Origin of the sequence: Pseudomonas caspiana, from assembly GCF_040224095.2 — a bacterium.
Taxonomy (GTDB): domain Bacteria; phylum Pseudomonadota; class Gammaproteobacteria; order Pseudomonadales; family Pseudomonadaceae; genus Aquipseudomonas; species Aquipseudomonas caspiana.
Genome location: NZ_CP167995.1, coordinates 2,231,194 through 2,251,527, shown reverse-complemented (window position 1 = coordinate 2,251,527; position 20,334 = coordinate 2,231,194). Strand labels below are relative to the sequence as shown.

Sequence of the window (20,334 nt, the reverse complement as noted above, 5' to 3'; positions counted from 1 at the left end):
TTTTGTAGGGGCTGCCGAAGGGTGCGAATTGAGGCGGTTCAGGCCCATCGCTTTCGCAACCTTTGGCAGCTCCTACAAGGCTCAGGCATCAGCCCGAAAAATCACCACTCCGCAAAGCTGCCATCGGCATGGCGCCAGATCGGGTTGCGCCAGCGATGACCAATAGCCGCGCGCTCCTTGACGTACTCTTCGTTGATTTCGATGCCCAGGCCTGGCCCGTTGGGGATTTTCACCATGCCTTTTTCGTAATCGAATACCTCGGGATTCTTGATGTAATCCAAGAGGTCATTGCTCTCGTTGTAGTGAATGCCCAGGCTCTGCTCCTGAATGAATGCGTTGTAGCAGACAGCATCCAGTTGCAGGCACGCGGCAAGTGCAATCGGCCCCAACGGGCAATGCAGCGCCAGTGCCACATCGTAGGCCTCAGCCATGTTGGCGATCTTGCGGGTTTCGGTGATACCACCGGCATGCGACGCATCCGGCTGGATGATATCGACGTAGCCTTCACTCAGTACCCGCTTGAAATCCCAGCGCGAGAACAGCCGTTCGCCCAGGGCAATCGGCGTACTGGTCAGCGGAGCCAACTCTTTCAACGCCTCGTAGTTCTCGCTGAGCACTGGTTCTTCGATGAACATCAGCTTGTACGGGTCCAGTTCTTTCATCAGCACTTTGGCCATGGGCTTGTGCACCCGGCCATGGAAGTCGACGCCGATGCCAACGTTCGGCCCAACTGCGTCACGCACCGCGGCAACGTTGGCCAGCGCCAGATCGACCTTGTCGAAAGTGTCGAGGAACTGCAGCTCTTCAGTGCCGTTCATCTTCACTGCAGTGAAACCTCGCTCCACCGCTTCTTTTGCAGCACGTGCCGTGTCAGCCGGACGGTCACCGCCGATCCACGAGTACACGCGAATCTTGTCGCGTACCTGGCCGCCGAGCAGATCACTGACCGACACACCCAGATGCTTGCCCTTGATATCCCACAATGCCTGATCGATACCGGCCAGCGCACTCATGTGCACCGCACCGCCACGATAGAAGCCACCACGGTAGAGCACGGTCCAGATGTCTTCAATGTTGCGCGGGTCTTTACCGATCAAGTAATCAGACAGCTCTTCGACAGCAGCTGCCACCGTGTGGGCGCGGCCTTCAACTACTGGCTCGCCCCAACCGGTAATGCCCTGGTCGGTTTCAACCTTGAGGAAGCACCAGCGCGGCGGAACGATAAAAGTCGTGAGTTTGGTGATTTTCATGTGTGCGATTCTCTTATTTGAAGTGGCGCCTGAAGCGCTCTGGTTACTCAGAAACGTTCGGTCAACTGTTTCCAGGCGGCAACATAGGCATGGGCCCGCTCGTCGACATCGGCCACGCTCATGCCCGGTTTGAACAAGCCGGAGCCGAGGCCGAAACCTTTGACGCCAGCGTCCAGAAAGGCCTTCATGTTGTCCGGCGTAATGCCACCGACCGGAACCAGCGCGGTGCCAATCGGTAACACTGCCAGCCATGCTTTAACGACCGCCGGGCTCATTTGCTCAGCGGGAAACAGCTTGAGCACGTCGGCGCCTTCAGCCAACGCAGCGAAGGCCTCGTTGGGCGTTGCCACGCCAGGTGACAGGAACAATCCCGCCTCTTTCGCAGCACGCAGCACCTTGGCATCGCTGTGCGGCATGACGATGACCTGCCCGCCCGCCTCCTTGACCAGATTGACCTGTTCGGGGGTCATCACGGTGCCTGCACCGATCAGGCAATCGGCAGGCAGGCTTTGGCGCAACAGACGAATGCTGTCGTAGGGCTGCGGCGAGTTGAGTGGCACTTCAATGACCCGGAAACCCGCCTGATACAACACATCACCGATGGCAGGCGCTTCCGCCGGGCGCAGGCCGCGCAGAATGGCGATCAAGCCGTTTTCGAGCAGTGCTTGCTTGAGCATGTCAGACCTCTAATGGAATGTTGGCGAGCAAGCCGGCTTTGAGTGCCACTTGCCATAGACCGCGCTCGGTGGCCTGTTCTGCCACCGTCACATGGAGAAAACCGCAGGCGTGCAGAGCTCGCCCGTAACGCAGACACAGTTGCTCGCCGCCCAGAAGAATGACGGCGGGCAATTCGGAATGGAGGTCACGCTGCATGGCAGCCAGGGTCGCTAATTCATGACCAATCAACAGACCTGACAGGTAGTCGGGCTGTGCATCGGCACTGAGCTGACCGGTCAGGCCAAGCGTGCGGCAACTGAAAATCGTCGACAGCGGTCCCGCTGCGCCGTCGGCTGACAAGGCGACCGCAACACCCAGATCGAATGCCGACTGATCGAAGACATCGCTGCGCTGCATGGTGCGGCCGAGAATCGTGTGGTTGCTCAACGCAGCGAAGACTTCGCCGGTCATGAACGTATCGAAATGCAGGATGCAGCCGTCGGCGGCCTGAACCCATTTCGAGTGACTGCCGGGTAAACCAATCAGCAGGGGTTTGAGGGCTTCGGTGGCAGACAGCCCTGCCAGAACGCCCAGCACTTGGGTTTCTTCACCACGCATGACATTGGGCAGGACCGAGCGCTGAAGTACACCGGGAATAATGTGGACATCGACACCGCGCAGGCTGCGTATGGTTTGCAAGGCAGAGCTGAGGCCGGACACGCTGGCCGGGGTTTCCCGATAGACCGCTTCGCGCCAGCCTTGGGCGCTGCCGACCATGCCACAGGCAATGACAGGCAGATTCGGCTCGGCATCGAGCCAGTCGCCGCACGCCTCGTCGAAAGCCAGTTCGAAACCGTCGCTGCAGAGTTCGCCGGCGATCATTCGCGGCGTACTCGGCAATTGCATGATGCCCGCGCTCAGCGAGCGCTGTTCCAGAACCCGGCCTTGGTCGCCGAGTCGATAAGCACGAAGTGAGGTTGTCCCCCAATCGAGCGCGATCAAATGCGCTTGCATCGCTTCACCTATTATTTTTTGAGCAGTGAGTGCGAGGGGGACTATAAACCTTAAAGGGGAAATATCTCAATATGTAAATTTGCATCCCATATTTTGGGACAAACGATACTCCAGACTATTCAGACCTTATGCGGGAGCCGAGCTTACTGGCGATAAGCCTGGACGAGCTCGACCTGCGATGCGCGGTGCCCTTATCGCGAGCAAGCTCAGCTCCAGTTAGGGAATGCATTTCAACCAAAAATCTTCGCCCATAAAAAAACCGCCCCAAAAGGCGGTTTTTCATGTCGGCGCTACAACCGGGCGATCAACGCTCCAGCAGAATCCGCAGCATGCGGCGCAGCGGTTCAGCCGCGCCCCACAGCAGTTGGTCGCCAACGGTGAAGGCGCCCAGATACTGCGAACCCATGTTCAGCTTGCGCAGACGGCCCACCGGGATGCTCATGGTGCCAGTCACGGAAGTCGGGCTCAGCTCCTGAATGCTCGCTTCGCGATGGTTCGGCACCAGTTTCACCCAAGGGTTGTGCTGGCTGATCAAACCTTCGATGTCGGCGATTGGCACGTCCTTATTAAGCTTGATGGTCAGTGCCTGGCTGTGGCAACGCATCGAACCGATCCGTACGCAGATACCGTCGACCGGAATCGGGCTCTTGAAGCGACCCAGAATCTTGTTGGTCTCGGCCTGGCCTTTCCACTCTTCACGGCTCTGGCCGTTCGGCAGTTCTTTGTCGATCCACGGAATCAGGCTACCAGCCAACGGCACACCGAAGTTTTCCGTTGGGTAGGCATCGCTGCGCATGGCTTCAGCGACTTTGCGGTCGATGTCCAGAATCGCGCTGGCAGGGTTGGCCAGATCGTCGGCAACAGCCGCGTGGGTCGCGCCCATTTGCTTGATCAGTTCGCGCATGTTCTGCGCGCCCGCACCAGAGGCGGCCTGATAGGTCATGGCATTCATCCACTCCACCAGACCGGCTTCGAACAGACCGCCCAGACCCATTAGCATCAGGCTGACGGTGCAGTTACCACCAATGTAGTTCTTGGTGCCCGCATCCAGTTGCTGATCAATGACCTTGCGGTTCACCGGATCCAGAACGATGACCGCGTCATCCTGCATACGCAGGCTGGAAGCGGCGTCGATCCAGTAACCCTGCCAACCGGCTTCGCGCAGCTTCGGGAACACCTCATTGGTGTAGTCGCCGCCCTGGCAGGTCAGAATCACGTCGAGGGTTTTCAACTCGTCGATGCTATAGGCATCCTTGAGCGGAGCCACGTCCTTGCCCACGGAGGGGCCTTGGCCGCCCACGTTGGAGGTGGTAAAAAACACCGGCTCGATCAGGTCAAAATCCTGCTCTTCCAGCATCCGCTGCATGAGCACGGAACCGACCATTCCACGCCAACCGATCAGACCTACACGTTTCATCGCAACTACACCTTTTACAAAAAGTGGGCCGTTGCATTCGGGTTCGAATTCGCAACGGGCCGCAGATATTACAGATTGCGCAGCGCGGCGACTACAGCGTCGCCCATTTCCTGCGTACCGACTTTCGCGTTACCGGCCGACCAGATGTCGCCCGTGCGCAAGCCCTGATCAAGAACCAGGCTGACAGCCTTTTCAATGGCGTCTGCCGCGTCGGTCAGATTGAAGCTGTAACGCAGCATCATCGAGACCGAAAGGATAGTCGCCAATGGGTTGGCAATGCCTTTGCCCGCGATATCAGGTGCCGAACCATGACAAGGCTCGTACATGCCCTTGTTATTGGCATCCAGCGAGGCCGAAGGCAGCATGCCGATGGAGCCGGTGAGCATCGACGCTTCGTCGGAAAGGATGTCGCCAAACATATTGTCGGTCACGATCACGTCAAACTGCTTCGGCGCACGCACCAGTTGCATGGCGGCGTTGTCGACGTACATGTGGCTCAGTTCGACGTCCGGGTAATCCTTGGCTACTTCCTCGACCACTTCACGCCACAACTGGCTGGAAGCCAGAACGTTGGCCTTGTCCACCGAGCACAGTTTCTTGCCACGCACGCGCGCCATGTCGAAACCGACTCGAGCGATGCGGCGGATTTCGCTTTCGCTGTACGGCAGCGTGTCGTAAGCCTGACGCTCGCCGTTTTCCAGCGTCTGGCTGCCACGCGGGGCACCGAAGTAGATGCCGCCGGTCAGTTCACGAACGATGAGTATGTCCAGACCGGCAACGATTTCAGGCTTGAGGCTGGAGGCATCGGCCAGTTGCGGATACAGGATCGCCGGACGCAAATTGCCGAACAGGCCCAGTTGCGCACGGATTTTCAGCAGACCGCGCTCTGGGCGGATATCGCGCTCGATGGTGTCCCATTTCGGGCCGCCCACTGCGCCCAGCAATACCGCATCAGCAGCGCGGGCACGATCCAGGGTTTCGTCGGCCAGTGGCACGCCATGCTTGTCGATGGCTGCGCCGCCAATCACGTCGTGGCTGAGTTCAAAGCCCAGTTGATACTTCTCATTGGCCAGTTCCAGCACCTTGACCGCTTCGGTCATGATTTCCGGACCAATACCGTCACCTGGGAGAATCAGAATCTGCTTGCTCATAACATCCTCAATTTTTTGTAACGGCACTGTCGGTCAGCGCCTCTTCGTCTACTGAACGGAAAGAACTAGCGTTCGGCCCACAGCACCAGAACATCGGTGCTGAACGAGCCGTCAGCGGAAATCTCGAAATACTCGCGCACTTCTGCGCCCATCGCCTGCTGCAACTCCCGAATCGCGACCCGAAAGGCTTGCGGGGTACGCATGCGTTCTACCCAGGAGTTGTACTCCAGGTGCAGACGCTGACGGCTGTGACTACGGGTGAACAGACCAGCTTCACTGACCTGACGCAACCACTCGGCAGCGGAATAGTCGCGCACATGACTGGTGTCACGCAGCACTTCAACGCTTTGCAGGTAGGTATCCAGCAACGGACTGCCCGGCGACATTACGTCAATAAAGGCGGCGACGCCTCCCGGCTTCAGGACTCTGCGCACTTCACGCAAGGCCGGCGCCAGATCGCTCCAGTGGTGGGCCGAATAGCGACTGAACACAAAGTCGAACTCGCCATCCTCAAACGGCAGACTTTCCGCCGCGCCGCACACGGTGCTGACGTTGGTCAGCCCTCGCTCCTGCGCTGCAGCCGCCACCACATCGAGCATCTGCTGCGAAAGGTCGTACGCTACCACTTCGCCCACCGACGACGCGACATTGAAACTCACATGCCCCGCGCCGCATCCCAGGTCCAGAACCCGAGCATCACTGCGCCCCGCCACTTCGGCCTGTAGCAGCGCAAACTCGGTACCTTGGGCGTGCACGGCACTGCTCAGATAGGCCGCGGCCTGTTCACCGAATTGACGTTGTACGACTTGAGTGTGGGCTGTGGTCATGAAGGTTGCCTTTTGAGTAATCGCGAATAATCCTGCTAGCGCTGAACCTGTGGGATGCATTCCAAGCCTTCTATCTCAACCGCGGAACAACCAAGGCTGGCTGGCGCGGTGCTTCGCTTCGAAACCGGCAATCGCTTCGCCATCCACCAGGGTCAGGCCGATGTCATCCAGACCTTCCAGCAGGCAATGCTTGCGAAACGCATCGACTTCAAAGCTGTATACCTTGCCATCCGGACGAGTGACCGTCTGGGCCGCCAGGTCGATGGTCAACTGGTAGCCTTCGCAGGCTTCAACCTGCTTGAACAGCTCGTCAACCTCAGCCTCGTCAAGAATGATCGGCAGCAAGCCGTTCTTGAAGCTGTTGTTGAAAAAGATGTCGGCATAGCTGGGCGCGATAATCGCGCAGAAACCGTATTCATCCAGTGCCCACGGCGCGTGCTCACGGCTTGAGCCGCAGCCGAAGTTTTCCCGGGCCAGCAACACGCTGGCGCCTTGATAACGTGCGTCGTTGAGGACGAAGTCCGGGTTCAACGGGCGCTTGGAGTTGTCCTGATACGGCTGGCCAACGTCCAGATAACGCCACTCATCGAACAGGTTCGGACCAAAGCCCGTGCGCTTGATCGACTTGAGAAACTGCTTGGGAATGATCTGGTCGGTATCGACGTTGGCACGATCCAGAGGAGCGACAAGGCCGGTGTGCTGAGTAAAGGCTTTCATGCTGGGCTCCTTAGTGCTGAATCAGTTCGCGAACATCAATGAAACGACCGTTGACCGCCGCTGCTGCGGCCATCGCCGGGCTGACCAGGTGAGTACGACCACCCGCACCCTGGCGACCTTCGAAGTTACGGTTGGAAGTGGAGGCGCAATGCTCGCCACTTTCCAGGCGGTCCGGGTTCATCGCCAGACACATCGAGCAACCTGGCTCACGCCATTCGAAACCGGCCTCGAGAAAGATCTTGTCCAGACCTTCGCTTTCAGCCTGCGCCTTGACCAGCCCCGAGCCCGGCACGACGATCGCCTGCTTGATGGTGGAAGCGACTTTGCGGCCTTTGGCGATTTCAGCCGCAGCGCGCAAATCTTCGATCCGCGAGTTGGTGCAAGAACCAATAAACACGCGATCCAGCTGGATATCGGTGATGGCCTGATTGGCTTTGAGGCCCATGTACTTCAAGGCACGCTCGATAGAGCCGCGCTTGACCAGATCAGCTTCCTGAGCCGGATCAGGCACGTTCTGATCAACGGCCAGGACCATTTCCGGAGAAGTGCCCCAACTGACTTGCGGCTTGATTTGCGCGGCATCGAGTTTGACCACGGTGTCGAAGTGCGCATCAGCATCGGAAACCAGGTCTTTCCAAGCCTCTACTGCCAAATCCCACTGCTCGCCTTTAGGTGCGAAAGGACGTCCCTTCACGTAGGCAATGGTCTTTTCATCCGTAGCCACCAGACCGACGCGAGCGCCCGCCTCAATGGACATGTTGCAGATGGTCATACGACCTTCAACCGACAGATCGCGGATCGCGCTGCCCGCAAATTCCATCGCATGGCCATTACCGCCAGCGGTGCCGATTTTGCCGATTACCGCTAACACGATGTCTTTAGCCGTCACGCCAACCGGCAATTTGCCTTCGACGGAGACCAGCATGTTCTTCATTTTCTTGGCCACCAGGCACTGGGTGGCGAGCACGTGCTCAACCTCCGAGGTGCCGATGCCATGAGCCAGCGCACCAAATGCGCCATGAGTGGAGGTATGCGAATCACCACACACCACGGTCATGCCCGGCAAGGTTGCACCCTGCTCCGGGCTGATGACGTGAACGATGCCCTGACGCACGTCGTTCATTTTGAATTCGGTAATGCCGTACTCGTCGCAGTTGTCGTCGAGGGTCTGCACTTGCAGACGCGACACCTGGTCAGCGATAGCCTCGATACCACCTTTACGTTCCGGAGTAGTCGGCACGTTGTGGTCCGGGGTCGCAATGTTGGCGTCGATGCGCCACGGTTTACGACCAGCCAGACGCAAGCCTTCAAACGCCTGCGGCGAAGTCACTTCATGAATGATATGGCGGTCGATGTAAATCAGCGACGAACCGTCGTCACGCTTCTTTACTTCGTGGGAATCCCAGAGCTTGTCGTACAACGTTTTGCCGGCCATCGGATGGTTCCTCATCAGCGTGTTTCTATCTTTCTATGCCCTGGGTGATCGACCGATGACCCTTTGGCTTGTGAGGCAATGCTATGGAATATGCTTAAATAACTCAAATTCATAATTTTTATGCTTTGGATAACCAACTGGAATCTGAAATGGACTTGGCTAACCTCAATGCTTTTATCGCCATTGCCGAAACCGGCAGCTTTTCCGGGGCCGGGGAACGCCTGCACTTGACGCAGCCCGCTATCAGCAAGCGAATTGCCGGGCTGGAGCAGCAGTTGAATGTGCGGCTGTTTGATCGACTAGGCCGGGAAGTGAGCCTGACCGAAGCTGGCAGAGCCTTGCTGCCAAGGGCCTACCAGATTCTAAATGTGCTGGATGACACCCGCCGGGCACTGACCAATCTGACCGGTGAAGTGACCGGCCGTCTGACGTTAGCCACCAGCCATCACATCGGCCTGCACCGTCTGCCGCCCCTGTTACGGGAGTTCACCCGTCGTTTTCCTGAAGTGGCGCTGGACATCCAGTTTCTGGATTCGGAAGTTGCCTACGAAGAAATTCTTCATGGCCGTGCCGAGCTGGCCGTTATCACCCTGGCCCCTGATCCCCACTCGCTGGTCAAGGCCGTACCGGTCTGGGACGACCCGCTGGACTTCGTCGCAGCGCCGGAACATCCGCTCGCCAACAGCGGCCCGGTGAGTCTGCAGGACATCGTCGGCTACCCGGCAGTGTTCCCCGGCAACAACACGTTCACCCACCACATCGTCAGCGGATTGTGTGAAGCGCAGGGACTCAAGCCAGATATCGCCATGAGTACCAACTATCTGGAAACCATCAAAATGATGGTTTCCATCGGCCTCGCGTGGAGCGTGCTGCCACGCACTATGCTGGATGAACAAGTGGCGCGCATTCCATTGCCGGGCATACAGCTCAGTCGTCAGCTAGGCTACATACTTCATACGGAGCGTACGTTGTCTAATGCGGCCCGAGCGTTCATGGCGTTACTTGATGCACAGGCCAGTCAATCTTGAAAGTTGAAACCGCTGAAGATCGTATTACTGCCTTTATCACTACAGGCGCGTGATCCCATGCCAATACCCGCAGACAGCATCACCCTTGAGTCGTCCGGCACCGCGGCGCCGCTGAGCGAATCGGAAAAGCGTTTTGCAACGCTCTACAACCTCAGCCCTAACGTCGTGATTTTGTCCCACATCGATAGCGGGATCATCTGCGAGGTCAATCGTCAGTTTGAAACACTTCTGGGCTGGCCCGCTGCCGAAGCCATTGGCCGGACGGGAGTCGACCTGGCGCTATGGGACGACTCCGAACAACGCAACAGCCTGGTCAGGCGAGTTGTGACACAAGATGAGCCTGTCAGGCTGGATGTAAAGTTGCGGGCCCGCGATGGCAGAATGGTCGAAGGCACCTTCAGCGCGTTGAAAGTCGAACTGGAGCAGCAGCTCTATTTACTTAGTACGTTCATGGACAACAGCGCACATCTGCGGGCTGAGCGCGCCCTCAAAACCAGCGAAGAGAAATTCGCCAAGGCGTTCCACGCAAGTCCTGACGCAATTACCATCACAGAGCGCGCAAGCGGCCGTTATCTGGAGGTAAATGGCGGTTTTTGCCGTTTGCTGGGGTTTACTCCCGAGGAAGTCATCGGACATACGGTCGCCGAACTCGGGATCTGGTCGGACATCAACCAACGCCAGCAGCTCCTTCGCGACCTGGAAGAAAATGGCCGGGTGCATCACCGGGAAATGACCGGCTGCCACAAGGACGGGACACATGTCACCGCCGAAGTGTCGATCGAAACCATTACCCTCAACGACACTGAATGCCTGCTGATGAACGCTCGGGACATCAGCGAATTGAAAAGCGCGCAAGAGCAGGTCCAGCATCTGGCCTATCACGACTCTCTGACCAACCTGCCCAACCGGGCATTGCTCATGGATCGCCTGAGCCAGCAAATAATCCTGCTGCAACGCCATAGCTTGCGTGGCGCCCTGCTGTTTATGGACCTCGATCACTTCAAGCACATCAACGATTCACTCGGCCACCCGGTGGGCGATAGCGTGCTGAAAATCGTCACCGCGCGGCTTGAAGCCAGCGTACGAATGGAAGACACCGTCGCCCGCTTGGGGGGCGACGAGTTTGTAGTGCTCATCAGCGGCCTGGAAGGTAGCCGCGACGACGTCACTGATCAGGTACTGGAGCTGGCCGACATGCTCCGCGCCCTGCTCACCCAGCCGATGTTTCTGGACAACCAACGCCTGCAAATTACACCGAGCATCGGTATCGCACTGATCCCCGATCACGGTCTGACCAGTGCTGATTTGCTTAAACGCGCCGATATCGCGCTGTACCGGGCAAAAGACTCTGGCCGCAACGCCACCCAGCTTTTCCACGATTCCATGCAAAAAGCAGCCATCGAACGCCTGCGCATGGAGAATGACCTGCGCCTGGCATTGCCCCGAGGTGAGTTCAGCCTGTGTTATCAACCGCAAGTGGACACACGCCTCAACCGGATCATTGGTGCAGAAGCGTTATTGCGCTGGGAGCACCCGGAAACCGGAAACCTGCCCCCCAATCAATTCATTCAGATTCTGGAGGAAAGCGGAATGATCCTCGAGGTCGGCGCCTGGATTCTTGAGGAAGCCTGTCGGGCGGCGAGCAAACTGCTGCGTGACAAGCTGGTCGACCTGCAGCACTTCAGTCTGTGCGTCAACATCAGCCCCCGTCAGTTCAGACAAAACGACTTCGTTGATCGGGTCAAACGCTGCCTGCGCATGAATAGCCTTCCGAGCAACCTGCTCAAGCTGGAAATCACCGAAGGCATCGTTATTCAGAATCTGGACGAAACCATCGCCAAGATGCATGAGCTGAAAAAACTCGGCGTGAGCTTTGCCATGGATGACTTCGGCACCGGCTATTCATCCCTGACCTACTTGAAACGGCTGCCAGTCGACGCTTTGAAAATCGACCAGTCTTTTATCCGCGATGCGACCACCGACCCTAACGACGCAGAAATTATTCGTGCCATTGTGGCCATGGCGCAGAGTTTGAACCTGACGGTGATTGCCGAAGGCGTTGAGCAACCTTTGCAGTTGGAGTTTCTTGAGCAACTAGGGTGCAGCTTGTACCAGGGCTATCTGTTCAGTGAACCGCTGACCCTGAGCGCATTCGAAAAACGATTGAAACAACCAGAGAGCCTGTTCGAGAGCAGCCAGATGAATTTATTGGGATGAAAGAAGGCGCCATAAAGGCGCCTTCTTTTGCTGGCAGGTGAACAATCAGCTGTTCAGAACTTTCTGACCATTGATCGGGATGCGTTTGGCTTTAGCCTCTTCAGGCACCAGACGCAGCAGATCAATGTTCAGCAAGCCGTTGGACAAGCCAGCGTTCTGCACTTCGATGTGATCAGCCAACCGGAACGACAATTTGAAAGCCCGCTGAGCAATACCCTGATGCAGGTAGGTCACGCCCTCAGCAGTATTTTCACGCTTGCCGCCCGAAACAGTCAGCACGCCCTTTTCGACCTGAAGCTCAAGGTCTTCTTCAACGAAGCCTGCGGCCGCGATCACGATGCGGTATTGGTCATCCGCGTGCTTCTCGACGTTGTAAGGAGGGTAGCCGCCAGCGGATTCATTGCGGGCAGCAGCCTCGAACAGGTCGTTAAAACGATCAAAGCCCACAGAGCTACGGAACAGAGGGGCCAGAGAAAATGCAGTAGTCATGATAAATCTCCTGTAAACAGCGAGTGGTTTAATCCGCGACCCGAATTCGGCATCGCGTAATCCCTAAGCTAGGGTCGGCCAAAAGCTTTTCAAGAGTTAATTTTCAAATTTTTTATGACCGTTCGTCGGCACCGACACCCAGCAGAACACTGATGCGCTGACAGTCGGTTTCACGGCGCAACGCATCAAACATCTGCGTTGCCTCCGGGTAGCTTTTGGTCAGCAGCACCAGCCATTGTTTAAGACGGCCAGGTGCCTGAATCAGGGTCATTTTCTCCAGACACTGCAACCAGAAGGTCCGCAACATGGGCTGCATTTCGGCCCAGGTCATCGGCACAACTTCTTCGCCTTTCTGCGCGGCGGCAATCTGCCGGGCCAAGTCGGGACGTGCCACCAGCCCGCGTCCGATCATGATGTCCCGAGCGCCACAAATTTCCCGGCAGCGGCGCCAGTCATCGACGGTCCAGATTTCTCCGTTGGCAACTACCGGCACCTTGACCACTTCCTGAATCCGCGCAATCCATTCCCAGTGGGCAGGCGGCTTATAGCCGTCGACCTTGGTGCGGGCATGTACGACGATCTGCTCTGCCCCGCCGTCAGCCAGCGCACGCGCGCAATCCAGCGCGCCGTCGGTGTTTTCGTAACCCAGGCGCATTTTGGCGGTGACCGGAATCTCTTTGGGCACCGCGCTGCGCACCTGATTGACGATGGAGTACAGCAACTCAGGTTCTTTGAGCAGAATCGCGCCGCCGCGGGAACGGTTGACGGTTTTGGCCGGGCAACCGAAGTTCAGATCCAGCACTGGCGCGCCCAGCTCACAGGCAAACGCGGCGTTCTCCGCCAAACAGACCGGATCGGAGCCCAGCAACTGCAGGCGCAACGGCGTTCCGGCATCGGTTTTCGCACCTTTGTGAAACTCGGAAGCGTACTTGTAGAAGTAATGAGCCGGCATTAAGCGCTCGGACACCCGAATGAATTCGGTCACGCACCAGTCGATCCCGCCGACTTTTGTCAGGGCATCGCGCAGGATGTCGTCAACCAGCCCCTCCATGGGCGCCAGAGCAATTTGCATGGGGTCACACTCGAAAAAAAGTCCGGCAGTTTACGGCGCGCTGGCGGTATTGGAAACCAGAGGATTAGCCACGGCGACGCCATACCCCTCGATGAACTCTGCGGGCATGCGTTTAGGCTTGCCACTGGACAGCTCGATGCAGACAAAAGTGGTCTGAGCACGCAACAACGTCACCCCGTCACTCGGGCGTCTGAGCTGAAAACGTCGAGTCATTTTCAGGCGTTTGTCCCAGTCGACAATCCAGGTGGCCAACTGCAACTCATCGTCCTGATAGGCGCTGGCCAGGTAGTCGATCTCATGCCGAACCACCGCCATCGCCCGATCCAGGCGACGATACTCACTCAGGTCCAGCCCCAACTGCTGGGAATGGCGCCAGGCGCAACGCTCCAGCCACGTCACATACACCGCGTTATTGGCATGCCCCAGCCCGTCAATATCATCGGCCGCGACATTGAGGTCGATCACAAAAGGCGTTGTCAGATCCCAGACCATGCTTGCTCCTGCGTTGCTGGTTTGTATTGGCTGATGAGTGTAACCAAAGCGGCTAATGAGAGGTGGGTCAACTGCTAGTGACCTATAGGCGCGCCTCGACATCCACCGTCTCGCGGTAAACGCCGAACCTGCAGGAGCGCACGAGCACCGCGAGGCCGCGATGGCGGTGTATCAGACAGGACGCCATCGCTGCCTTGCGGTGCTCGTGAGCTCCTGCAGAAAACCGGGGGGACTAAGACGTACCTGGAGGGAAGGCGTTTTATCAAACGCCAGAAAAACAAAAGGGCCATTCAATAATCGAATGACCCTTGGTCTCGCAGAGCGAGAAATCGTGGCGTCCCCTAGGGGACTCGAACCCCTGTTACCGCCGTGAAAGGGCGGTGTCCTAGGCCACTAGACGAAGGGGACGCAAAACCTTCGAGCAGATCCGCTTTAAAAACGAACCCTGGCAAAATTGGTGGAGCTTAGCGGGATCGAACCGCTGACCTCCTGCATGCCATGCAGGCGCTCTCCCAGCTGAGCTAAAGCCCCGGATTTATAGCCTCGCGGCTCACATCACGTTCAAATGATGCATTTTAAAATGGCGTCCCCTAGGGGACTCGAACCCCTGTTACCGCCGTGAAAGGGCGGTGTCCTAGGCCACTAGACGAAGGGGACAAAACCTTCTTTATGCTGATAATCGGCGCTGGATCCGCTTATCTTGCATCGCTTCAAAGCATTGTAGCCGAGCTTTGAAACTCTAAATTTGGTGGAGCTTAGCGGGATCGAACCGCTGACCTCCTGCATGCCATGCAGGCGCTCTCCCAGCTGAGCTAAAGCCCCACATCAGTGGACGGGGCGCATGTTAAGCGTGAGTGGCAAAGCTGTCAAATTTATTTTTAACAATTTCTAAAGTTTTTTGTCGGTAATACAACCACTTACCATTCAGCCCCCGGAAAACCGGGGGACTGACAGGCACAGGCATTGCCTCAGGCGATGGCGCCCAGAAGCTTTTCCCATTCCTTGTTTTCTTTCTTCGAGACGCCGCCCAGCAAATCAAGCGCCTGACGCAAGCGGAAGCGGGTCAGGTCCGGGCCGAGAATTTCCATCGCATCAGTCACCGACACGGAATTGGCTTGCCCGGTAATCGCGGCAAACATCAACGGCATGGCATCCCGCAGCTTGAGCTCCAGATGATCGACGACCGCCTGAATACTGCCCATGATCCGGTCCTTCTCCCACTGACGCAGAGACTCCAGCTTCCACAGAATCAACTGCATGACCTGACGAACCTGATCAGCAGACAGCTTCTTGTGCTCGAACAGTTTGGCGTCCGGTGTCACGCCACCGGCGAAGAAGAAACCGGCCAGAGGCGCGACCTGACTGAAGGTCTCCACCCTGCCCTGCACGTGCGGCGCGATCTTCATCATGTATTCAGGATTCAACGCCCAGTGCTGCAGACGCGAAGCGAACTCTTCGACTGGAAGTTCACGCAGCCACTGGCCGTTGAGCCACGAAAGCTTCTCGATATCGAAGATCGGACCGCCCAGAGAAACCCGCGACAGATCGAAATGCTCAACCATTTCTTCCAGGGAAAACTTCTCGCGCTCGTCAGGCATCGACCAGCCCATACGACCGAGATAGTTGAGCATTGCTTCAGGCATGAAGCCCATGCGCTCGTAGAACGTAACTGAAGTCGGGTTCTTGCGCTTGGACAGCTTGCTCTTGTCCGGGTTACGCAACAGCGGCATGTAGCACAGTTGCGGCTTGTCCCAGCCGAAGTATTCATAAAGCAGGATCAGCTTGGGCGCCGATGGCAGCCACTCTTCACCGCGCAGCACGTGGGTGATGCCCATCAGGTGGTCATCGACGACGTTGGCCAGGAAGTAAGTCGGCAGGCCGTCAGTCTTCATCAACACTTGCATGTCCATGCGATCCCACGGGATCTCCACTTCGCCACGCAGCATGTCCGGCACGATGCAAACGCCCTCGGTCGGCACTTTCATGCGGATCACGTGGGGCTCGCCTGCCGCCAGACGACGGGCTACTTCTTCTTTGGATAGCAACAAGGCGCGGCCGTCATAACGCGGCGTTTCGCCACGAGCGGTTTGCTCGGCACGCATTTGATCCAGTTCTTCTGCGGTGCAGAAACACGGGAAGGCATGGCCCAACTCAACCAGCTGTTGCGCGTACTTCTGGTAGATGTCGCCCCGCTCGCTTTGCCGATACGGACCATGCGGACCACCGACATCCGGGCCTTCACTCCATTCAATACCCAGCCAGCGCAGCGCGTCGAAGATCTGCTGTTCCGACTCACGGGTCGAACGCAGTTGATCGGTATCCTCGATACGCAGGATGAACTCACCGCCGTGCTGCTTGGCAAAGCAATAGTTGAAAAGCGCGATATAAGCCGTGCCAACGTGAGGGTCGCCGGTAGGCGAAGGCGCGATGCGGGTACGAACGGTGGTCATGAAAAATCCCGAAATAGGTCAAACAAGCCGTGAATATTAACAGGCGCCAGTGATCATGTGGGAGCTGAGCTTGCTCGCGATAAACGATAACGCGGAATGTCTTCTAGCACCGTCTCATGTATCGCGGGCAAGCCCGGCTCCCACAGGATAGGCTCCAGACCCCAAACCGCTATACGGTCAGCAAACGCTCGCGCAGCTTGCCGATTTCGTCGCGCATCTGTGCCGCGGCTTCGAACTCCAGGTCGCGGGCCAACTGGTACATTTTCTCTTCCAGTTGCCGAATACGCTTGGTGATCTCGCTCGGTGAGCGCAGTTCGTTTTCGTACTTGGCGCTTTCTTCCGCAGCCTTGGCCATGCCTTTGCGCTTCTTGCTGCGCGAACCCGGCACCGTGGCGCCTTCCATGATGTCGGCGACGTCCTTGAACACACCTTTTGGGGTGATGCCATTGGCCAGGTTGAACGCGATCTGTTTGTCACGGCGCCGCTCGGTCTCGCCGATGGCGCGTTCCATGGAGCCGGTGATGCGATCCGCATAGAGGATCGCCCGCCCATTAAGATTACGGGCCGCACGACCAATGGTCTGGATCAGCGAACGCTCGGAACGCAGGAAGCCTTCTTTATCTGCATCGAGAATTGCCACCAGCGACACTTCAGGCATATCCAGACCCTCGCGCAGCAGGTTGATCCCCACCAGCACATCGAAAGTCCCCAACCGCAGATCGCGAATAATCTCCACCCGCTCCACCGTATCGATGTCCGAGTGCAGATACCGAACCCGCACGCCATGGTCAGCCAGGTAATCGGTCAGGTCTTCGGACATGCGCTTGGTCAACGTCGTGACCAGCACTCGCTCCTCTAGCGCCACCCGCTTGGTGATCTCCGAGAGAAGATCATCCACCTGAGTCAGCGCCGGACGAATCTCGATTTGCGGATCTACCAGCCCGGTTGGCCGCACAACCTGCTCGACGATACGACCAGCGTGCTCTGCCTCGTAATTGCCCGGAGTCGCCGAGACAAAAATCGTTTGCGGACTGACTGCTTCCCACTCGTCGAAACGCATCGGCCGGTTATCTAGCGCCGATGGCAGACGGAAGCCGTATTCGACCAAAGTTTCTTTACGCGAGCGGTCACCTTTGTACATGGCGCCGACCTGCGGCACGCTGACGTGAGACTCGTCGATGATCAGCAGCGCATCAGGCGGCAGATAGTCGTACAAGGTTGGCGGCGGCGCACCGGAAGGACGTCCCGACAGATAGCGCGAGTAGTTTTCGATACCGTTGCAGTAACCTAGCTCGAGAATCATTTCCAGATCGAAACGGGTCCGCTGCTCGAGACGCTGAGCTTCAACCAGTTTGTTGTTGGTGCGCAGGTACTCAAGACGCTCCTGTAACTCGACCTTGATGCCTTCCATCGCCTCCACCAGAGTTTCCCGTGGCGTGACGTAGTGGCTCTTGGGGTAAAAGGTAAAACGCGGCAGCTTGCGGATCACCTCGCCGGTCAGCGGATCGAACGACGAAATGCTCTCCACCTCATCGTCAAACAGCTCGATGCGAATCGCTTCCAGATCCGACTCCGCAGGATAGATGTCAATTACATCGCCGCGTACCCGGAACGTCGCCCGGGCGAAGTCCATGTCATTTCGGGTGTACTGCAAATCAGCCAGACGACGCAGCAAAGCGCGTTGATCGAGTTTGTCACCGCGATCCACGTGCAACACCATGCGCAAATAAGTTTCCGGGCTGCCCAGACCATAAATGCACGACACCGTGGTGACGATAATGGCGTCCTTGCGTTCCAGCAAAGCCTTGGTAGCGGATAGACGCATCTGCTCAATGTGATCGTTGATCGACGCATCCTTCTCGATGAAGGTATCAGACGACGGTACATAGGCTTCAGGCTGGTAATAGTCGTAATAAGAGACGAAGTATTCGACGGCGTTGTTCGGAAAAAACGCCTTGAACTCACCGTACAACTGCGCAGCCAGGGTTTTGTTCGGGGCGAGCACCAAAGTCGGGCGCTGCACCTGGGAGATCACGTTGGCAATGCTGAACGTCTTGCCCGAGCCTGTTACCCCTAGCAAGGTCTGGTGAGCCAGACCGGCGTCGATCCCTTCGACCAGTTGGCGGATGGCCTCGGGCTGATCGCCAGCAGGCTCAAAGCGGGTTACGAGCTGAAACTCGGACATAACGTACCTCTGGGTGGGTTCTCGCAATGTTGCAGGCGAGAACCGGAGAACTGCCGCCGGCTAACCACTAAGGATCAGTCGTACAGAATATGAAGTGATGGGACTACAAATGGAGTCGCCATCGCAACCTTTCAACCCGCCGCCTTCAACCGATTAAATTGGCCTCAGGTACACGAAGCGTGTTGCAACACGACCATTGACTGACAAATAACCTCAAAAACCTTTAAAAAATCCGTCACCGGCTGTCGCCCCGGCCAGAGATGGCCTCTATACTGACTCCCCGTTTGTGCACCGCTCTGGCGCATTCGGGTCAGAGCGGGTTTCCCCTCACCTCTCACACAGAGCCGCCACAAAAATGAGCCTGTTCTCCGCTGTCGAAATGGCACCACGCGATCCTATCCTGGGCCTCAACGAAGCATTCAACGCCGATACCCGTACCACCAAGGTCAATCTTGGCGTGGGCGTCTATTGCAACGAAGAAGGACGCATTCCCCTTCTGCGCGCCGTTGCCGAAGCAGAGAATATTCGCGTGGCTCAACACGCTCCTCGTGGCTACCTGCCGATCGACGGCATCGCAGCCTACGACCTTGCGGTACAAAAACTGCTGCTGGGTGCTGATTCGCCGTTGATCGCTTCCGGCCGCGTTCTGACCACTCAGGCCGTGGGTGGCACCGGCGCTCTCAAAATCGGTGCTGACTTCCTCAAGCAATTGCGCCCTGATGCAGTCGTGGCAATCAGCGATCCAAGCTGGGAAAACCATCGCGCCCTGTTTGAAACCGCCGGTTTCCCGGTGCAGAACTATCGCTATTATGATGCGACCAGCCATGACGTGAACCGTTCCGGCATGCTGGAAGACCTGCAGAATCTGCCATCCGGTTCGATCGTCGTGCTGCACGCCTGCTGCCACAACCCGACTGGCGTTGATCTGACGCTGGACGACTGGAAAAAAGTGCTGGAAGTGGTCAAGAGCAAAGGCCACGTGCCTTTCCTGGACATGGCGTACCAAGGCTTCGGCACCGGCATTGATGAAGACGCAGTTGCCGTCCGTCTGTTCGCAGAATCGGGCCTGACGTTCTTCGCTTCCAGCTCGTTCTCCAAGTCGTTCTCGCTGTATGGCGAACGCGTCGGCGCGCTGTCGATCATCACTGACTCTAAAGAAGAGACCGCCCGCGTCCTGTCCCAGGTCAAGCGCGTGATCCGCACCAACTACTCCAACCCGCCTACACATGGCGCAACCATCGTTGCAGCGGTACTCAACAGCCCTGAACTGCGCGCAAAATGGGAAGAAGAGCTGGGCGAAATGCGCGTCCGCATCAAGAGCATGCGCCAGGCGATGGTCGAGCGTCTGGCCAACAACCCTGCGGGCCAGGACTTCAGCTTCGTCGGTCGCCAGAGCGGCATGTTCTCTTACTCAGGCCTGACCACTGAGCAGGTGCATCGCCTGCGTAACGAGTTCGGTATTTACGCCCTCGACACCGGCCGGATCTGCGTTGCAGCGCTGAACCAGAGCAACATTGATACCGTGTGCAAGGCGATCATCCAAGTGATCTAAAGGTTGCGGCGGTGAAAAAAGGGAAGCAGACGAGAGTCTGACTTCCCTTTTTTTGGCCCAGCCGTTTATCTCGCGGCCCTGCGTTGCTCAGGAGTGCCCCTCAAAAGCAACTAGCTGATTTGGGATGTTTTTCTGTCGAAGCGCACGAGCATCGCGAGGCCGCGATAGCGTCCTGCCTGATATACCGCTATCGCGGCCTCGCAATGCTCGTGCGCTCCTACAGGTTTTGTGTTTGCCGCTAAGTCAGGCAAAGCATCAATGGCATCAGGGCAGACAGAAACGCGCCTGAAAACACATCCAGAAACAACTTTTAAATATGTAATGAGAATTAACACTGCGGGTATTTGATTCTCATCCGTCCTAGTAATATGCAGCAGTCGC

Annotated in this window: 15 protein-coding genes, 4 tRNA genes and 1 pseudogene; 3 read left to right on the top strand and 17 right to left on the bottom strand. The window is 57.4% G+C overall.

The window, feature by feature from the left end:
* Nucleotides 1–101: 101 nt before the first annotated feature.
* The 8 genes from dgoD to leuC form a co-directional block, all read right to left on the bottom strand.
* Nucleotides 102–1,250: a galactonate dehydratase gene (dgoD, locus tag ABRP31_RS10355; RefSeq protein ID WP_087274143.1), complete on the bottom strand. Its 1,149-nt coding sequence runs from the start codon at nt 1,248–1,250 to the stop codon at nt 102–104.
* A 47-nt stretch (nt 1,251–1,297) separates the two neighbouring features.
* Nucleotides 1,298–1,927 carry a 2-dehydro-3-deoxy-6-phosphogalactonate aldolase gene (locus ABRP31_RS10350; RefSeq protein ID WP_087274141.1) on the bottom strand — a complete coding sequence of 210 codons (630 nt, stop codon included), beginning with the start codon at nt 1,925–1,927 and terminating at the stop codon, nt 1,298–1,300.
* A 1-nt stretch (nt 1,928) separates the two neighbouring features.
* Nucleotides 1,929–2,921 (bottom strand): 2-dehydro-3-deoxygalactonokinase, encoded by a 993-nt coding sequence (locus ABRP31_RS10345; protein WP_349970865.1) that lies wholly within the window; start codon nt 2,919–2,921, stop codon nt 1,929–1,931.
* A gap of 304 nt (nt 2,922–3,225) precedes the next feature.
* Nucleotides 3,226–4,338, bottom strand: coding sequence for an aspartate-semialdehyde dehydrogenase (gene asd, locus ABRP31_RS10340; RefSeq protein ID WP_027900872.1), 1,113 nt, complete (start codon nt 4,336–4,338; stop codon nt 3,226–3,228).
* Nucleotides 4,339–4,406: 68 nt separating this feature from the next.
* On the bottom strand, nt 4,407–5,489 hold the full coding sequence (gene leuB, locus ABRP31_RS10335; RefSeq protein ID WP_087274137.1) for a 3-isopropylmalate dehydrogenase: 1,083 nt from the start codon (nt 5,487–5,489) through the stop codon (nt 4,407–4,409).
* Between the two features lie 65 nt (nt 5,490–5,554).
* A complete protein-coding gene (locus ABRP31_RS10330) occupies nt 5,555–6,316 on the bottom strand; it encodes a class I SAM-dependent methyltransferase (RefSeq protein WP_349970866.1) in 762 nt (253 codons plus the stop codon).
* 75 nt (nt 6,317–6,391) lie between these two features.
* A complete protein-coding gene (leuD, locus tag ABRP31_RS10325) occupies nt 6,392–7,033 on the bottom strand; it encodes a 3-isopropylmalate dehydratase small subunit (RefSeq protein ID WP_349970867.1) in 642 nt (213 codons plus the stop codon).
* Nucleotides 7,034–7,043: 10 nt separating this feature from the next.
* Nucleotides 7,044–8,468 carry a 3-isopropylmalate dehydratase large subunit gene (leuC, locus tag ABRP31_RS10320; RefSeq protein ID WP_087274132.1) on the bottom strand — a complete coding sequence of 475 codons (1,425 nt, stop codon included), beginning with the start codon at nt 8,466–8,468 and terminating at the stop codon, nt 7,044–7,046.
* A gap of 149 nt (nt 8,469–8,617) precedes the next feature.
* Between leuC and ABRP31_RS10315 the strand changes: the two genes are divergently transcribed.
* Both ABRP31_RS10315 and ABRP31_RS10310 read left to right on the top strand, forming a co-directional pair.
* On the top strand, nt 8,618–9,496 hold the full coding sequence (locus tag ABRP31_RS10315) for a LysR family transcriptional regulator (RefSeq protein WP_087274130.1): 879 nt from the start codon (nt 8,618–8,620) through the stop codon (nt 9,494–9,496).
* A 111-nt stretch (nt 9,497–9,607) separates the two neighbouring features.
* Nucleotides 9,608–11,713, top strand: a pseudogene (locus ABRP31_RS10310) (putative bifunctional diguanylate cyclase/phosphodiesterase); the annotation flags it as partial.
* A gap of 45 nt (nt 11,714–11,758) precedes the next feature.
* On the opposite strand, the gene ABRP31_RS10305 reads toward ABRP31_RS10310, so the two are convergent.
* The 9 genes from ABRP31_RS10305 to uvrB all read right to left on the bottom strand — a co-directional run bounded on the left by ABRP31_RS10305 (nt 11,759) and on the right by uvrB (nt 18,401).
* A complete protein-coding gene (locus ABRP31_RS10305) occupies nt 11,759–12,202 on the bottom strand; it encodes an Hsp20 family protein (RefSeq protein ID WP_349970868.1) in 444 nt (147 codons plus the stop codon).
* Nucleotides 12,203–12,314: 112 nt separating this feature from the next.
* Entirely contained in the window at nt 12,315–13,274 is a 960-nt protein-coding gene (locus ABRP31_RS10300; protein ID WP_349970869.1) for a tRNA-dihydrouridine synthase, read from the bottom strand.
* 30 nt (nt 13,275–13,304) lie between these two features.
* The gene (locus tag ABRP31_RS10295; RefSeq protein WP_349970870.1) at nt 13,305–13,766 is read right to left on the bottom strand and encodes a thioesterase family protein; all 462 of its coding nucleotides are present in this window, start codon (nt 13,764–13,766) and stop codon (nt 13,305–13,307) included.
* A gap of 332 nt (nt 13,767–14,098) precedes the next feature.
* A tRNA-Glu gene (locus ABRP31_RS10290) sits at nt 14,099–14,174 on the bottom strand.
* Between the two features lie 47 nt (nt 14,175–14,221).
* A tRNA-Ala gene (locus ABRP31_RS10285) sits at nt 14,222–14,297 on the bottom strand.
* Nucleotides 14,298–14,347: 50 nt separating this feature from the next.
* Nucleotides 14,348–14,423 (bottom strand) — tRNA-Glu (locus ABRP31_RS10280).
* Nucleotides 14,424–14,512: 89 nt separating this feature from the next.
* A tRNA-Ala gene (locus ABRP31_RS10275) sits at nt 14,513–14,588 on the bottom strand.
* 146 nt (nt 14,589–14,734) lie between these two features.
* Entirely contained in the window at nt 14,735–16,216 is a 1,482-nt protein-coding gene (gene gltX, locus ABRP31_RS10270) for a glutamate--tRNA ligase (protein ID WP_087266052.1), read from the bottom strand.
* 169 nt (nt 16,217–16,385) lie between these two features.
* Nucleotides 16,386–18,401, bottom strand: a complete 2,016-nt coding sequence (gene uvrB, locus ABRP31_RS10265) for an excinuclease ABC subunit UvrB (RefSeq protein ID WP_087266054.1) — start codon at nt 18,399–18,401, stop codon at nt 16,386–16,388.
* Between the two features lie 355 nt (nt 18,402–18,756).
* Here uvrB and ABRP31_RS10260 point away from each other — a divergent pair, with 355 nt between their 5' ends.
* Nucleotides 18,757–19,953 carry an amino acid aminotransferase gene (locus tag ABRP31_RS10260; RefSeq protein ID WP_099270790.1) on the top strand — a complete coding sequence of 399 codons (1,197 nt, stop codon included), beginning with the start codon at nt 18,757–18,759 and terminating at the stop codon, nt 19,951–19,953.
* Nucleotides 19,954–20,334 lie beyond the last annotated feature (381 nt).

Excerpts from the sequence above, each read along its gene's own strand:
- dgoD (WP_087274143.1), bottom strand. The coding sequence starts at position 1,250 with ATGAAAATCACCAAACTCACGACTTTTATCGTTCCGCCGCGCTGGTGC.
- ABRP31_RS10350 (WP_087274141.1), bottom strand. The coding sequence starts at position 1,927 with ATGCTCAAGCAAGCACTGCTCGAAAACGGCTTGATCGCCATTCTGCGC.
- ABRP31_RS10345 (WP_349970865.1), bottom strand. The coding sequence starts at position 2,921 with ATGCAAGCGCATTTGATCGCGCTCGATTGGGGGACAACCTCACTTCGT.
- asd (WP_027900872.1), bottom strand. The coding sequence starts at position 4,338 with ATGAAACGTGTAGGTCTGATCGGTTGGCGTGGAATGGTCGGTTCCGTG.
- leuB (WP_087274137.1), bottom strand. The coding sequence starts at position 5,489 with ATGAGCAAGCAGATTCTGATTCTCCCAGGTGACGGTATTGGTCCGGAA.
- ABRP31_RS10330 (WP_349970866.1), bottom strand. The coding sequence starts at position 6,316 with ATGACCACAGCCCACACTCAAGTCGTACAACGTCAATTCGGTGAACAG.
- leuD (WP_349970867.1), bottom strand. The coding sequence starts at position 7,033 with ATGAAAGCCTTTACTCAGCACACCGGCCTTGTCGCTCCTCTGGATCGT.
- leuC (WP_087274132.1), bottom strand. The coding sequence starts at position 8,468 with ATGGCCGGCAAAACGTTGTACGACAAGCTCTGGGATTCCCACGAAGTA.
- ABRP31_RS10315 (WP_087274130.1), top strand. The coding sequence starts at position 8,618 with ATGGACTTGGCTAACCTCAATGCTTTTATCGCCATTGCCGAAACCGGC.
- ABRP31_RS10305 (WP_349970868.1), bottom strand. The coding sequence starts at position 12,202 with ATGACTACTGCATTTTCTCTGGCCCCTCTGTTCCGTAGCTCTGTGGGC.
- ABRP31_RS10300 (WP_349970869.1), bottom strand. The coding sequence starts at position 13,274 with ATGCAAATTGCTCTGGCGCCCATGGAGGGGCTGGTTGACGACATCCTG.
- ABRP31_RS10295 (WP_349970870.1), bottom strand. The coding sequence starts at position 13,766 with ATGGTCTGGGATCTGACAACGCCTTTTGTGATCGACCTCAATGTCGCG.
- gltX (WP_087266052.1), bottom strand. The coding sequence starts at position 16,216 with ATGACCACCGTTCGTACCCGCATCGCGCCTTCGCCTACCGGCGACCCT.
- uvrB (WP_087266054.1), bottom strand. The coding sequence starts at position 18,401 with ATGTCCGAGTTTCAGCTCGTAACCCGCTTTGAGCCTGCTGGCGATCAG.
- ABRP31_RS10260 (WP_099270790.1), top strand. The coding sequence starts at position 18,757 with ATGAGCCTGTTCTCCGCTGTCGAAATGGCACCACGCGATCCTATCCTG.